Below are 12,892 nucleotides of genomic sequence, written 5' to 3'. Positions count from 1 at the left end.
AAGGGACGTCGACGACGTGGTGTGGACCGGAACGTGGGTCGCGGAGCGACTGGGCGTCGAACTGATCGGCGACGAGGAGCTGCCCGACCTGTTGGGCCTCGCACTGCGCCGCAACCCCAAGCGCGCGCACCTGCTCGTCTCCGGCGTGCTCGGCAAGCACGTGCCGCAGCGCCCCTCGGTGGTGTACGGCGCCGGCCTCGACCTCGGCCGGCGCGTGCGCGCGCTCCTCGGCGACGAGGAGGCCGCCCGCGCCGTCGTCCTCGGCTACGCGGAGACCGCCACCGCCCTGGGCCACGCCGTCGCCGACGGCCTGGCCCTCGCCCCGTACCTCCACTCCACCCGCCGCCCGGTGCCCGGCGTCGCCCGCGCGGGCGGCTTCGAGGAGTCCCACTCCCACGCCACCTCGCACCTGCTGCTCCCCGAGGACCCCGAGCTGCTGGCGGGCGAGGGCCCCCTGGTCCTGGTCGACGACGAGTTCTCCACCGGCAACACCGTCCTCAACACGATCGGGGACCTGCACGAGAACTACCCGCGCGAGCGGTACGTCGTCGTCGCCCTCGTCGACATGCGCTCGGCCGCCGACCTCGGCCGTCTGGACGCCTTCGCCAAGGAGATCGGCGCCCGCATAGACCTGATCGCCCGCGCGTCCGGCACCGTACGCCTCCCGGAAGGGGTCCTGGAGAAGGGCCGGGCACTGGTCGCGGAGCACGAGGCGGCACCGGAACCGGAGGCCCCGGCCCCGGCGACCGCCGCCGTACGGGCCGGTCTCGACTGGCCCCGGGGGCTGCCCGACGGCGGACGGCACGGCTTCACGCCGGAGCACCGGGAGCGCCTGGAGGCGGCCCTGCCGTCCCTGGCGGCCGGGGTGGCGCGGGCGCTGGAGGCCGCACAGGCCCCGAAAACCGGCACGGGCACGGGCACGGGCACGGGCACGGGCACGGGCACCAGTACCGGCACCGGCACCGGCCGCGTCCTCGTCCTCGGCTTCGAGGAGCTGATGTACGCGCCGCTGCGCCTCGGCACCGCCCTGGAGGAGGCCGGGCACGACGTCCGGTACTCCACCACCACCCGCTCGCCCGTCCTCGCCGTCGACGACCCCGGCTACGCGATCCGCACCCGGCTCGTCTTCCCCGCCCACGACGACCCGGCCGACGGCCCCGGCGAGCGCTACGCCTACAACGTGGCGGGCGGCGGCTTCGACGCCGTCGTCCTCGTCGTCGACTCCGCCGCCGACACCCCGGCCCTGCACGCCCCGGACGGCCTCCTGGCCCGGCTCGCGCGGCACGTGCCGCACGTGGTGCTCGCGGTGGTGCCCTCGTACGTGCCCCGGGCCGCCCCGTACCCGTCCGGAACCACCGGGACCACGCGAACCGTCGAGAACGGCGGAGCCGAAGAAGACACCGCCGAAACCGGCACCGAACGCCCCGACGCCACCGAAGCTCCCGAAAGGAGCTCCATGCTGCCCGAGCCCCTCCGCGGCCCCGCCTTCTCCTCCTACGCACCCGAAGAGGTCGGCTGGCTGCTCCAGGACCTCTCGGACGTCGAACTCGAAGCCCCCACCGAGGAGCGCGAGGAGGCCATCCAGAGCGGCGGCGCCCACTACGCGGAGTCGCTGCCCGTCGAGTACCAGCCCAGCGAGCGCTACCAGGAGCTCTTCCACGCCGCCCTGGAGGGCTCCGCCGCCCGGATCGCCCGCGCGGTCGGCACCGTCACCGAGACCGTCCTCGCCGAGCGCGCCGGAACCCCCGTGCTCGTCTCGCTCGCCCGCGCGGGCACCCCCGTCGGCGTCCTCATGCGCCGCTGGGCGCGGGCCCGCCACGGCCTCGACCTCCCGCACTACGCCGTCTCCATCGTGCGCGGCCGGGGCATCGACGCCAACGCGCTGCGCTGGCTCGCCGCCCACCACGACCCCGCCGACGTCGTCTTCGTCGACGGCTGGACCGGCAAGGGCGCCATCACCCGCGAACTCGCCGAGGCGCTCGAGGACTTCGACGGGTTCGACCCGGACATCGCGGTCCTCGCGGACCCCGGCTCCTGCGTCCGCACCTACGGCACGCGCGAGGACTTCCTCATCCCCTCCGCCTGCCTCAACTCCACGGTCTCCGGCCTGATCTCCCGCACCGTGCTCCGCCCCGACCTCGTCGGACCGGACGACTTCCACGGCGCCAAGTTCTACCGCGAGCTGGCCGGCTCCGACGTCTCCGAGGCCTTCCTGGACGCCGTCGCCGCCCGCTTCGACGAGGTCGCCGCGACCGTCGACACGGACGTCAAGGAGCTCCTGACCGCCGACCGCGCCCCCACCTGGGAAGGCTGGGCGGCCGTGGAGCGGATCAGCGAGGAGTACGGCATCCACGACGTCAACCTGGTCAAGCCGGGCGTCGGCGAGACCACCCGCGTCCTGCTCCGCCGCGTCCCCTGGAAGATCCTCGCCAAGCGGGGCGCGGAGGCCGACCTCGCGCACGTGCGCCTGCTCGCCGAACAGCGCGGCGTCCCGGTCGAGGAGGTCGACGACCTCCCGTACAGCTGTGTGGGCCTGATCCACCCCAAGTACACCAGGGGCGCGACGGGCGCCGACGGCAAGGCGGTGACGTCCCGGTGAGTACGACGACGGGCACGGCCCCGATCCCGACTCCGACTCCGAATCCGGCTCCGAATCCGGCTCCGGTACAAGCCCCGGCCGGGGCCCCGGTCCTGACCCCGGCGCCGGTCCTGGTCGCCAGCGACCTCGACCGCACCCTCATCTACTCGTCCGCGGCCCTCGCCCTCGGCATGCCCGACGCGCTCGCGCCCCGGCTGCTCTGCGTCGAGGTCCACGAGTCCAGGCCGCTCTCCTACATGACCGAGGACGCGGCCGCCCTCCTGGCGCGACTGGCCGACGAGACCGTCTTCGTGCCCACCACGACGCGGACGCGCAAGCAGTACCAGCGCATCCAGCTCCCCGGCACCGCGCCGAAGTACGCGATCTGCGCCAACGGCGGGCACATCCTCGTCGACGGCGTCTCCGACGAGGCCTGGCACGCCTCCGTCCTCGACCGGCTGGCCGGCGAGTGCGCGCCGCTCGCCGAGGTCCGCGCGTACCTCTCCGCCACCACGGACCAGTCCTGGGTGCGCAAGCACCGGGTCGCCGAGGACCTGTTCACCTACCTGGTCATCGAGCGGGACCTGCTCCCCGAGGGCTGGCTGGAGCTCTTCGGCCACTGGGCGGGGGAGCGCGGCTGGACCGTCTCGCTCCAGGGCCGCAAGGTGTACGCGGTGCCGAAGCCGCTCACCAAGAGCGCGGCCGTCCGCGAGCTCGCCCGCCGCACCGGCGCCGCGCTCACCCTGGCCGCCGGGGACTCCCTGCTCGACGCCGACCTGCTGCTCGCCGCGGACCGGGCCTGGCGCCCGGGCCACGGCGAACTGGCCGACAGCGACTGGACCGCCCCCCACCTCGACGTCCTCGCGGAGCGCGGGGTCGCGGCGGGGGAGGAGATCCTGCGCCGCTTCAGGGCGGCGGCAGCGGGCTGACGCCCCCGGTCACGGGTTCAGCCGCAGCAGCCCCCGCCACAGCAACCGCCACCGCCGCCCCCGCCGCTCCGCGCGGGGGCGGCGGTGCCGCTTCCGCCGACGGCCACGGCCGAGAGCAGCTTGACGGTGTCGTCGTGTCCGGCGGGGCAGGCGGCCGGAGCGGAGGACTCGGCCATGGGCCGACTGAGCTCGAAGGTGTCGCCGCAGGTGCGGCAGCGGTATTCGTAACGAGGCATGGGGACAGGTTAGAGGCTGACCGGCCGGCCGCCCCGCCGCTCCGACCGGTCAGTGACCGGCGCCGCCGCCCCGCTCCTCCCGGATCTGCCCGACGACCCGGGCGGCGGCGGCACGGACGTCCTCCAGCTCGGTCAGGAAGTGCCAGTAGTCGGGGTGGCGGCCCTCCAGCGAGGCGACGGCCCGGTCGACGCGCGCGACGGCCCGGTCGAGGGGCGCGGCGTGCCGGGGGTCGGGGGTGGTCCGCCCGTCCATGGCGAGCCGCTGGGCGTCCCGCACGGCGAACCGGGCGCGGTCGACCTCGGCGTTCGGGTCCTTCGCGACGGCCTCCAGGCGGCGCAGCCGGTCGCCGGCGGCCGAGACGGCCTCGTCGGTCGAGTCGAGGAGGGCGCGGACGGTGGAGAGCAGCGACGTCGCGTCGGGCCAGCGCTGCCCGGCCCGCGCCGTCCCGGCCTCGGCGAGTCGCTCCCCGGCCTGCCGGAGGGTGGTGGCGGCCTGCTCGGGCACGTGCTGGAGGTCCTGCCAGCAGGCGGCGGAGAAGCGCCGCCGCAGCTCGGACAGGACGGGCTCGACGCCTCCGGCACGGGTGGTCAGCGCCTCGGTGCGGGTACGGAGGGAGACGAGGCGCCGGTCGATCTCGGCGGCGCGCTCGGGCAGCCGCTCGGCCTCGGCCCGTACGGCCTCGGCGTCCCGCAGCACCCGGTCGGCCCGCTGGAGGGTCTCGGGGACGCCGTGCCGGCCCGCGCCCTCGTTGAGCCGGGTCAGCTCGGGGCCGAGCCGGGCGAGCCGCAGCGCGAGGTCGTCGGCGCGCAGCCCGCCCTCCCGTACGGCGTCGAGGGCGTCGCTCGCGCCGCGCAGGGCCTGCCGGGCGCGCTCGACGGCGGGCGCCAGCCGGGCGAGCTGGGTCTCGGCGCGCCCGAGGAGCGGGGCGAGCCCCGCCTCGAACCGGTCGAGCTCGCCCTTCACCCGGTCCAGCTCGTCCTTGGCGCGGGTGAGTTCGGTGCGGGCCCGGGAGGCGGTGGCGGCGTCCAGTTCGTCGCGGTCGAGGTCGTGGGCGTCGACGGCGGTGATGTACGCGTGGCTGACCTCGTCGATGCGGCGCCCGAGCGCCTCGAAGCCCTCGACGGCGCGGACCGCCTCGGGGGAGCCGTCGACGGCGGTGATGGCCTCTATCGAGAGGCGCAGCCCGCGCTGGGCGGTGTCGAGCTCGTAGAACGCGGCCGCGGCGGCGTCCTTCGCGGCCTGCGCCTCGGCCCGCTGGCCCTCGCCCCGCCCCCCGAACCAGCGGCGGGTGCCGCCCCCGGCGAAGGCGCCCGGCAGCACCGCCCCCGCCACCAGGGGCAGCAGGAGCGCCAGCCGGAACGCGGAAGGAATCCTGGGCGCCGACGCGCTCCTCGTATCGCTCGCCGCCACGTACCTCTCCCGTGCTGTGTCCGCCGTGCCCGGTCCGGGTCCATTCTCCCACCCGGTAAGGACGAACACACGGGCCGGTCAGTTCGCCGTACGGACGGTGACGTCGCCGTTCTCGCTCCGGGCGCGCACCCCGTTCCCGCTCCCGTCGTTCTCGGGCACGTCGACGCGGACGTCCCCGTTCCCACTGCTCCCGACCACGGCGTACTCGGCCTCCGGGACCTCCACGGTGATGCCGCCGTTGTCGGTGGCGACGTCGACGTTCCGGGGTACGGCTCCGAGGGCGAGCCGGACGTCCCCGTTGTCGGTCCGTACGGCCAGGTCGGTCGACGTGGTGCCGGCGTCGACGGTGACGCCCCCGTTGGCGCTGCCGAGGTCGAGCGCCGCGGCGGCCTTCCGCACCCGCACGTCCCCGTTGTCGGTCCGCACCTTCAGGGGCGTGGCGAGCCCCTCGGCCGTCACGTCCCCGTTGTCGCTCTCGACGGTGACGGCGACCTTCCGGGGCACCTGGATCCGGTGCACGGCCGCGCAGTTCGAGGCGACCGCGTCGCACTCGACCCGCAGGGTCAGCCGCCCGTCGACCAGCTTCCAGCTGGCCTCGGGCCCGGACCCCATGAACACCCACCCGTCGACCTGCCGCTCGACCCGCACGTCGTCGACGTCGGCGGGCGTGATCACCAGCCGCGAGTTGTCGGAGTCGACGGTGAGCGCGCCCCCCTCCAGGGCGAAGCTCCTCTTCTCCACGGCCGCCCCCTCGGCATCGGCGGTCCCGCACCCCCCGACCCCGAGCAGCCCGACCAGAACCCCACAGGAAGCGACCAGCACCCGACCCCGACGACCCACGACCAACCCCCAGAAGAATCACGACGACCCCCCGAAACTACGCCCCGCACACCCCCCGTCACGATCCGGCGGCCCACCGTCCCGGGGTGGGGCTACCCCCCCCGCCCCCTCGGCCGTATCGGTTTGCGGCACCCACCCACGGGCCATGTAGGCTGTTGCCTCTTCCACGGGTGCGTAGCTCAGGGGTAGAGCGCTGCTCTTACAAAGCAGATGTCGGCGGTTCGAAACCGTCCGCGCCCACCAGTAGGTAGATAGACAAAGGCCCAGGTCACCGGTACTGAACCGGGAGCCTGGGCCTTATCCGTTCCCCGGCCGGGAAGGCGGGGGAGGGGCGCCGTGCCAGTTACGTGCCAGATGCGTCGCCGGACTCGCCCGGCCGGACCTTCTTGATCTGCTCGTTGACATGGGCGGCGATGGCGTGGTCACGCCCGTTCACGAGGTGCTGATAGATCAGCGCGGCCCGCACCGACGAATGCCCCATCCGCTGCATCAGCTCACGTGTCGTGGCGCCGCCGGTCGCGGCGAGGGTGTTCCCGGTGTGGCGCAGATCGTGGAAGTGGACGTCTCGGAGGCCGGTGTCCTTCAGGGCCCGCAGCCACAGCCGACGGAAGTTGTTCCGGCGCAGCTGCCCGCCGCGGGCTCCGGTGAAGACCAGCCCGGTCCGACCGGGCTTGGCGTAGACGGCGAGATGAGTGGCCAGGCTCTCCGCCAGCGAGGCCGGGAAGGCGACGGTACGCACACCGGCCGCACTCTTGGGCGTCTTGACCAGGAGGCCGTCCGTCCGGGTCTCGGCCAGGGCACGCCGTACGGCGACGGTTCGCCGGTCGAGGTCGACGTCATGGCGCTGGAGGGCGGCGAGCTCCCCGAAGCGGAGGCCGGTGAAGGCTGCCAGCAGGATGAACACCCGGAAGCGCGCCGGCACGGCGTCGGCGAGCTGGAAGACCTCGGTGACGTCGAGGAACGGCCGCTCGGCGGTCTTGGCTGCCCCGGCGCCCTTGATACGGCAGGGGTTGCGCTGGATCAGCTCGTCGTCGACCGCGGTCTTCATGATGGCGCGGAGGATCTGGTACGCCTTGGCGACCGTCGGCTCACCGACTCCTGACTCCAAGAGGCCGGCACGCCACCGGCGGATCTGAGGCGTGGTGATCTCACTCAAGACCACGTCCGCGAAGGTCGGGAGGACGTGGAGGCGTAGCGCGCTGCCGCTGCGCTCGCGGGTGGTCGCGGCGTAGTCGCGCTCCTTGAACCAGGCGTCGGCGTACACCCCGAAGAGAACCTTGTCGTCCGGGTTCTTCCACTTGCCGTCGATGATCTCCGCTTCCTTGCGGACGAGCCACCGATCGGCATCGGTCTGCGAGGCGAACGTCTCGGGAGCCGATCGCGTCAGCCCATCCGGCCCCTGATAGCGAGCCTGGAACCACCCTGACGGCAGCTTGCGCACTGCTCCGAAGCGTCGCCGCTTCCCCTTGCTGTTCGCCATCAGGCCACCGCCGCGAGTCGGCGACGAGTGGTGATCGGCTGGACGGTGTGGGCGTCGACGAATTCCTCCAAGGCCCGCTCAGGGATGCGGACATGCCGACCCACCTTGACGAAGACGATCCGGCGCTCGGCGATGAGCCGACGCGGAAACCTCTCGGTGGTGCCGAGGAATTCAGCGGCCTGGCCCACGATCAGCAGTCGGTCGGTCATGCGGGTGCTCCTTCCAGGGCGGTTTGGTCGCGTAGGGCTTCGCGGGCGGTCTCACGGTTGAGCTGGATGTCCCGGGCGATCGAGGCGGCGAGAGCGGCTTCACCGGGGGAGTGACCCTGGCCGACGTAGGACCAGGAGGCGAGGACGAGGACGGTGTCCGGCTCGATGTCGTCGAGGCCGCGGGCGGTGCGTTCCTGGGCGGCGCGGTAGTCGGCGCGGGTCTGGCGGAGCTCGCCCAGGGTGGTCGAGTACTGGCGGAACTTGGTGGAGAAGTGCCCCCGGAAGCCGAGCATGTGGACCCAGGCGAGGAGGCGGCGGTCCGGGTAGAGCAGGTCGAGGTCGAAGCAGGCTTCGACAAGGCGCCGGGTGTGATCGGGGACGCCGAGGAGGACCAGAGCCCCACGGTTGCCGATGCGACGGTCGAGACTGCCTGTCGTCTCGGCCGCTTTGGTGGCGTACTTGGCGATGTACGAGGCGACGGCCTGTTCGGTGATGTCGGAGCCGTCACCGAAGGCCTTGACGGGCCGGATGTCGAGCTGGGTGCCCCACCGAAGGCGGCGTAACGGCTGGTCATCAGCGGCGGGGACGGTGATGGTCGTGTACGCATGGGTGGCGGCGGCGCGGATGGCGTCAGTAAGACGCTCGGTGGTCGCCCACGACGGCGGTGGCGAGTCGGGACCGTCCGGGCCGTCAATGCGGACGACGGCGTGGAAGTGGACGGCGCCACGCTTCTGGAACTCGGCGACCTTCCCGTACGAGATCCGGGCGACCTCCTTCAGCTCCCGCTGCAAGAGGCCGGCCGAGGCGGCGATCTCCCGGCGGAGGCGATTCGTGAACCTCTGCCAGAGCTGTCCGGCGTGGTTGTTGAAGAGGACGGTGGCGGCGTAGTCGTACGAGTCGGGGTCGAGCGGCGTGCCGAGGTTGGCGTCGTCCTCGGCGTGGCGGACGCCGCAGCGGCAGGGGCGGGTGGCGGGACGGTTGTGGACCGGTCCGAAGGAAGGGGCGGTGAGGGTCAGGAACACCCGGGGGTGTTCGCGGACGGTGGCGGGGATGTCCCGGGCGCTGTCTCCGGCGAGGCCGGCGCGGATGAGGTGGTACGTGTCGCCCGCGTACGTCCACGCGCAGGCGGGGCAGCGGGAGGCCCGGCGGTTGCCGCACGCGATCCGGAGCCGGGCGCCCGGTTCGGTGTCGGTGGAGTACCGGTGGAGGATCTCCCCGGTGCTCTTGTCGCGAGTGAGGGTCCAGCCCTGGAGGTGGATGGGGTGGGAGCAGCCGCCGGTGCGGTGGATCTGTTCCTTCCAGCGGTCGAAGCCGGGGGACCCGGCCACCCGGAGCATGTCGCCCAGGGTGGCGGTGTCGAACCCCGTCGACGAGGCGGCTGGGACGGTCATCATGGAGTGCTTCCTTCTGGTTCTGCGAGCTGGCTAGGGGCGGGGCTTCCGGGCGGCGGAGACTTGGCGGTTGAGCCGCCCGGAGGCCGACTAGTGCGGTGACTGGAGAAGCCCACCGGGATCGGCGTGGGTGGGGACCGGATAGGCGCCCTGAGAGATCGGGCGGCCCTGTCACAGGGCGGTGGGAGGATCACGCCGTGACGATCAACCTGCATGAATTCGACGGCGAGCACTCGCTGACCTTCAATGCCGGTGGCTTGGCTGCCGATGCCGCTGTAGCCGCCGCCGGGCACGAGCCGAACGGGTACTTCTGGGAAGGTCTCGTGCAGTTCGCCTGGCCGGACATTGCCGAGGACCTCGACTTCGACAGCGAGGCCGGCATGTTCTGCGCGGTCGGAAGTCCGAGCGACCTCGCACGACTCAAGGCGGCCCTGGGATCCGTCATCACGAGCCCTGAGGCCGTCCGCGACATCATTGCCCGTGCGGAGGCGTCGGGCTTCGAGTTCGACGACTAGCGCTGTCGGTGCTGGCCGTTGAGGAGCGAGCGCAGGACGACGGCGCAGACGGCGACCGAGACGGCGCTGACGGCGACAGCGAGGAGCATGGAGACCAGGACCGTGCCGACGACCAGGACGGCACCCGCGCCGCCGGCGACGACGACAGCCAGACCGGCCGGGCTGAAGCGGACGGCGGAGGACGGCGCGGGGGCCGGGGCGTGATGGTGGGTGCAGACCGCCGCATGGTCGGTGTGGTGGGGCGCGATGTCGGCCGTGACGGTCGGCTGGACGAGCGGGGTGACGATGCCGGTCGGAAGCGGGTTGACCGGGATGCGCGGCTGGAGCATGACGGTTCTCCCTACTTGCTGAGCGTGTTGTCGATGAGCGGGGCGAGGACGCTGTCGGCGAGGAGGTAGCCGCCGAGGAGGATCACGGCGACGAGCCACCAGGGCGGGCGGATGAGCTTGATGCCGAGGCCGCCGACGACGATCAGGGCGAGCCAGAGCGGGAGGTCCATGACGCGGGTCTCCTTCGAGGTCAGCGGGGCTTGCAGCGGTGGGTACGGGCGGCGAGCTGGGCGGCCGAGGAGCTGGAGTACTCGGCGGACCAGCCGCAGCCGTCGGCCGTGCACACGGCGGCGTACTTGGTGCGGCCGTGGCGGTCGCGGTGGGTGCCGATCTGCACCGGACCGATCCGCATCACGGAGTGGAAGTGGTCGCGAGCGGCCATGAGGGTCTCCCTTCAGTCGAGCTGGGCGGCGATGGCGTTGGCCATCAGGGGCGGGACGCCGAGGCGGGCGCGGAGGGTGTCGGCGTCGATCGGGTAGCCGGTGCGGGTGCGGTAGTCGTCGGCGATCTTCCGGGCGTGAGCGACGAGCGCCGGTGGTACGGCCACGGGGGCGGGTTCGGACTCCGGGACTGGCTCCGGTTCCGGAGAGGGGAGGGCCGGGGCGTCGGCCATCTCGGGCTCCGGCTCGGCCACGTCGTCCCGCTCGATGACCGCTTCCACAGCCGAGGGGTGCCCAGTGTCCGTGTCGGGTTCGGCAGGTTTGGTGACCGCCGGATGTCCAGGGGAGTGGACAAGAAGGGTCCCGCCGGGGAACGCGAGGGCGGGCCAGCCCGCGACGAGGATGCACAGCCAGGCGGGGACGTGGCCGAGGTCGAGGAGCCCGGCGGTGGTGACGTTCGCACCGAGCGACGCGGCCAGGGCGACCATGAACCACGTCCAGGCGGAGCGGGCAGGTTCACCGGCGGCCCGCGAGGTCCGCAGCCGATGCCAGGCGGCGACGAGCAGGAGATCCACGGAGACTGGGTAGGCCCAAGCCTTCCAACCGGACTGTCCGGCAGCCGCAGCCAGGTCGTGGAGGTGAGCGAAGGACAGGGCGCCGGCGATCACGGCTTGTACGAGGACGGCGTCCGGTCGGCGGATGGGAGGCATCAGGGGTCCTCCTTCCGGTTTCGGGCATGGGCGGGGTAGGGACCTGGCGTGAAGCGGTCACGCCGCCGTGGAGCGAGGGGATTCAGGCGATCACAGGAGCCGTGACGGTCGAGGGCGCCGCGGCTTTGCCCAGGGGCGGCAGGACGGGCCGGAAGGCGTCCAGCGCGGGGATCTCGGGCGTTCGGTAGGCGTGGGAGTTCGCGATGTTCACGGCTCGCCGGAGCGCGAGGTGGGGAGTACGGATGCGGACCCACCCACCGTAGGAGTTGTCGGCGACAGCGGTGCCGGGACGGTCGGTGCGAATCTGGACCGTGGCGAGGACGGCGTCCGGGGCGATGTCGCCGAAGGCCATGTTGGCAGAGGTCTCGTCGTTGACGCGGTGGGCGGTGCGGCCGGTGAGCTGGGCGCGGAGCATGGTGATGCCCTTGCCGAGCTCGGAGCCGAAGCGCTGCCCGCAGACCTCCAGGTAGATACCGGCGGCGCGGCCGAGCTGGGCGAGCCGGACGAGGGAGGTGATGATCCGATCCCGCCGCTTCTCCTCCTCCTTCGTAGCGAAGAGGGCGAGTTCGGCGACCTCATCGACCAGGAGCACGATCGGCGTCGGTCGTAGGTGATCGGGCAGGTCCCAGATGTCGGCGGTGATCTCCGCATCCGGCAGGTCTGCACTCAATCTCTGCTCGCTTCGGATCAGTTGATAGACGTCCTCCATGTGCTCGACAAGGGCGTCGAGGAGGTCGGCAGCTGCATCAGGGTTGTCGGCCAGGGCGGTGAACCGTCTGGCGAGCGGGGCGAGTTCGACTCCCTGCTTGCAGTCGATCCCGACGAGGGCGACATCCAGCGTGGCGAGCGCGACGACGAGGTTGCGCTGATAGACGGACTTTCCGGACTGGGTGGCACCGACGTTCAGCGCGTGCGGGGTCTGGCGGTAGTCGCGGTAGTAGACCTCCCCGTCCTCCCGCATGGCGACCGGAACCCGCATCACCCCACCACGGGCGGCCGCGGGCATCTGCACCCGCTTGAGGACGTCGTACCCGGTCATCCGTAGCTCGACGACACCCGAGCGGATCTCCCGGGCGGTGACGTTCTGCATGACGAAAGAGTGCCGGAGCCGGTCCGAGGCAGCGGAGAAGTCGAACGCGTCCTGACCGGGGCGTAGCTTCACCCGCAGTACGAGCCCGGTACGCGTCGGCCGTAGCCGCAGGATCCGGGGCGCCCGCGAGTCGGGGATGGGCCGGCCGGTCATCCGGGCCAGCGCCAGGCGCCAGCGCGAGGGCGGGACGGTCAGCCCACACGCGTCCATGACCGACGCGTACCGGGCGAGGATCCGCACCACCGCGAAGACGACACCGAAGCTCATCCAGTACCAGGCCGGACGCTGCCACTGCAGCAGCAGTGCGACCGTGGCGACCAGCGCGAGGGTGACCGTTAACGCGGTCATGGGTCAGCCGACCTTCGCGGCGGCGAGCGAGGTGACGGCGACCGCGCGGAAGCTGATGCCGTGGCGCTTCTGGCCGTTGAACTCGTTCTCCCACGGCCGGGCGACGACCCCGGTCAGGGCGACCGGGGTGCCCATGGACAGCTCCTCGGAGATGCCGGTCTTGGGGACGGTCAGGTTGAGGATCTCGGCGTTGCCGTCCATGACGAACATGACGTCGACGGTCATCAGCGGGGCACCGGTGTCCCGGTCGGTGGCGATCTCGCCGGTCTGCCGGTTCGCGATCTTCGGGGCCGGGGGCTGGGCCACCATCACCATCGCGGCGGACGTGTCGACGGGGATCTGACGCATAGCGGATCACTCCTCTATAGAGGTTGGGCTCATTCACTCCTGTATAGGAGTGACATGAAGAAGAGTGCACCACTCCTATACATGAGTCAACCCGCCGC

At 72.4% G+C, this 12,892-nt stretch carries 15 protein-coding genes and 1 tRNA gene; 4 read left to right on the top strand and 12 right to left on the bottom strand.

Features of this window, described 5'->3' with window-relative positions:
• The first annotated feature begins 16 nt into the window (after positions 1–16).
• Both ADL08_RS26250 and ADL08_RS26245 read left to right on the top strand, forming a co-directional pair.
• On the top strand, positions 17–2,599 hold the full coding sequence (locus tag ADL08_RS26250; RefSeq protein ID WP_053647161.1) for a phosphoribosyltransferase: 2,583 nt from the start codon (positions 17–19) through the stop codon (positions 2,597–2,599).
• A gap of 92 nt (positions 2,600–2,691) precedes the next feature.
• Positions 2,692–3,507, top strand: a complete 816-nt coding sequence (locus ADL08_RS26245; RefSeq protein ID WP_053647318.1) for a hypothetical protein — start codon at positions 2,692–2,694, stop codon at positions 3,505–3,507.
• Positions 3,508–3,524: 17 nt separating this feature from the next.
• Here the strand turns inward: ADL08_RS26245 and ADL08_RS35940 are convergent, their stop codons facing one another.
• The 3 genes from ADL08_RS35940 to ADL08_RS26235 all read right to left on the bottom strand — a co-directional run bounded on the left by ADL08_RS35940 (position 3,525) and on the right by ADL08_RS26235 (position 5,895).
• The gene (locus ADL08_RS35940) at positions 3,525–3,743 is read right to left on the bottom strand and encodes an FmdB family zinc ribbon protein (protein WP_078968121.1); all 219 of its coding nucleotides are present in this window, start codon (positions 3,741–3,743) and stop codon (positions 3,525–3,527) included.
• Between the two features lie 49 nt (positions 3,744–3,792).
• Positions 3,793–5,154, bottom strand: a complete 1,362-nt coding sequence (locus ADL08_RS26240) for a hypothetical protein (protein WP_053647159.1) — start codon at positions 5,152–5,154, stop codon at positions 3,793–3,795.
• Between the two features lie 78 nt (positions 5,155–5,232).
• Positions 5,233–5,895 carry a DUF4097 family beta strand repeat-containing protein gene (locus tag ADL08_RS26235; protein WP_234352258.1) on the bottom strand — a complete coding sequence of 221 codons (663 nt, stop codon included), beginning with the start codon at positions 5,893–5,895 and terminating at the stop codon, positions 5,233–5,235.
• 267 nt (positions 5,896–6,162) lie between these two features.
• On the opposite strand from ADL08_RS26235, the gene ADL08_RS26230 reads away from it, so the two are divergent.
• A tRNA-Val gene (locus ADL08_RS26230) sits at positions 6,163–6,237 on the top strand.
• Positions 6,238–6,337: 100 nt separating this feature from the next.
• Here ADL08_RS26230 and ADL08_RS26225 read toward each other — a convergent pair.
• The 3 genes from ADL08_RS26225 to repSA are packed head-to-tail and all read right to left on the bottom strand — an operon-like array spanning position 6,338 to position 9,077.
• The gene (locus ADL08_RS26225) at positions 6,338–7,474 is read right to left on the bottom strand and encodes a tyrosine-type recombinase/integrase (RefSeq protein WP_053647156.1); all 1,137 of its coding nucleotides are present in this window, start codon (positions 7,472–7,474) and stop codon (positions 6,338–6,340) included.
• Positions 7,474–7,683 (bottom strand): excisionase family DNA-binding protein, encoded by a 210-nt coding sequence (locus tag ADL08_RS26220; protein WP_053647154.1) that lies wholly within the window; start codon positions 7,681–7,683, stop codon positions 7,474–7,476. The genes ADL08_RS26225 and ADL08_RS26220 overlap by 1 nt, the downstream gene beginning before the upstream one ends.
• The gene (repSA, locus tag ADL08_RS26215) at positions 7,680–9,077 is read right to left on the bottom strand and encodes a replication initiator protein RepSA (protein WP_053647152.1); all 1,398 of its coding nucleotides are present in this window, start codon (positions 9,075–9,077) and stop codon (positions 7,680–7,682) included. Before repSA ends, ADL08_RS26220 begins: the two co-directional genes overlap by 4 nt.
• A 194-nt stretch (positions 9,078–9,271) precedes the next feature.
• On the opposite strand from repSA, the gene ADL08_RS26210 reads away from it, so the two are divergent.
• A complete protein-coding gene (locus tag ADL08_RS26210; RefSeq protein ID WP_053647150.1) occupies positions 9,272–9,589 on the top strand; it encodes an Imm51 family immunity protein in 318 nt (105 codons plus the stop codon).
• Here the strand turns inward: ADL08_RS26210 and ADL08_RS26205 are convergent.
• The 6 genes from ADL08_RS26205 to ADL08_RS26185 all read right to left on the bottom strand — a co-directional run bounded on the left by ADL08_RS26205 (position 9,586) and on the right by ADL08_RS26185 (position 12,794).
• Positions 9,586–9,918 (bottom strand): hypothetical protein, encoded by a 333-nt coding sequence (locus ADL08_RS26205; RefSeq protein WP_053647148.1) that lies wholly within the window; start codon positions 9,916–9,918, stop codon positions 9,586–9,588. The genes ADL08_RS26210 and ADL08_RS26205 overlap by 4 nt on opposite strands.
• Before the next feature lie 11 nt (positions 9,919–9,929).
• Positions 9,930–10,088 carry a hypothetical protein gene (locus tag ADL08_RS36835; protein ID WP_107092008.1) on the bottom strand — a complete coding sequence of 53 codons (159 nt, stop codon included), beginning with the start codon at positions 10,086–10,088 and terminating at the stop codon, positions 9,930–9,932.
• Between the two features lie 20 nt (positions 10,089–10,108).
• Complete coding sequence (locus ADL08_RS26200) at positions 10,109–10,300, bottom strand: mobile element transfer protein (protein WP_053647146.1); 192 nt, start codon at positions 10,298–10,300, stop codon at positions 10,109–10,111.
• Between the two features lie 12 nt (positions 10,301–10,312).
• The gene (locus ADL08_RS26195; RefSeq protein ID WP_053647144.1) at positions 10,313–11,008 is read right to left on the bottom strand and encodes a DUF2637 domain-containing protein; all 696 of its coding nucleotides are present in this window, start codon (positions 11,006–11,008) and stop codon (positions 10,313–10,315) included.
• 82 nt (positions 11,009–11,090) lie between these two features.
• Entirely contained in the window at positions 11,091–12,446 is a 1,356-nt protein-coding gene (locus ADL08_RS26190) for an FtsK/SpoIIIE domain-containing protein (protein WP_053647142.1), read from the bottom strand.
• Between the two features lie 3 nt (positions 12,447–12,449).
• Positions 12,450–12,794, bottom strand: coding sequence for a hypothetical protein (locus ADL08_RS26185; protein WP_030688073.1), 345 nt, complete (start codon positions 12,792–12,794; stop codon positions 12,450–12,452).
• Positions 12,795–12,892 lie beyond the last annotated feature (98 nt).

The sequence above is a fragment of the Streptomyces sp. NRRL F-6492 genome, from assembly GCF_001280125.1.
Classification (GTDB): Bacteria; Actinomycetota; Actinomycetes; order Streptomycetales; family Streptomycetaceae; genus Streptomyces.
The sequence above is the reverse complement of the archived record's forward strand: the minus strand, read 5'-3'. Positions and strand labels throughout refer to the sequence as shown.

Excerpts from the sequence above, each read along its gene's own strand:
- ADL08_RS35940 (WP_078968121.1), bottom strand. The coding sequence starts at position 3,743 with ATGCCTCGTTACGAATACCGCTGCCGCACCTGCGGCGACACCTTCGAG.
- ADL08_RS26225 (WP_053647156.1), bottom strand. The coding sequence starts at position 7,474 with ATGGCGAACAGCAAGGGGAAGCGGCGACGCTTCGGAGCAGTGCGCAAG.
- ADL08_RS26220 (WP_053647154.1), bottom strand. The coding sequence starts at position 7,683 with ATGACCGACCGACTGCTGATCGTGGGCCAGGCCGCTGAATTCCTCGGC.
- repSA (WP_053647152.1), bottom strand. The coding sequence starts at position 9,077 with ATGATGACCGTCCCAGCCGCCTCGTCGACGGGGTTCGACACCGCCACC.
- ADL08_RS26205 (WP_053647148.1), bottom strand. The coding sequence starts at position 9,918 with ATGCTCCAGCCGCGCATCCCGGTCAACCCGCTTCCGACCGGCATCGTC.
- ADL08_RS36835 (WP_107092008.1), bottom strand. The coding sequence starts at position 10,088 with ATGGACCTCCCGCTCTGGCTCGCCCTGATCGTCGTCGGCGGCCTCGGC.
- ADL08_RS26200 (WP_053647146.1), bottom strand. The coding sequence starts at position 10,300 with ATGGCCGCTCGCGACCACTTCCACTCCGTGATGCGGATCGGTCCGGTG.
- ADL08_RS26195 (WP_053647144.1), bottom strand. The coding sequence starts at position 11,008 with ATGCCTCCCATCCGCCGACCGGACGCCGTCCTCGTACAAGCCGTGATC.
- ADL08_RS26190 (WP_053647142.1), bottom strand. The coding sequence starts at position 12,446 with ATGACCGCGTTAACGGTCACCCTCGCGCTGGTCGCCACGGTCGCACTG.
- ADL08_RS26185 (WP_030688073.1), bottom strand. The coding sequence starts at position 12,794 with ATGCGTCAGATCCCCGTCGACACGTCCGCCGCGATGGTGATGGTGGCC.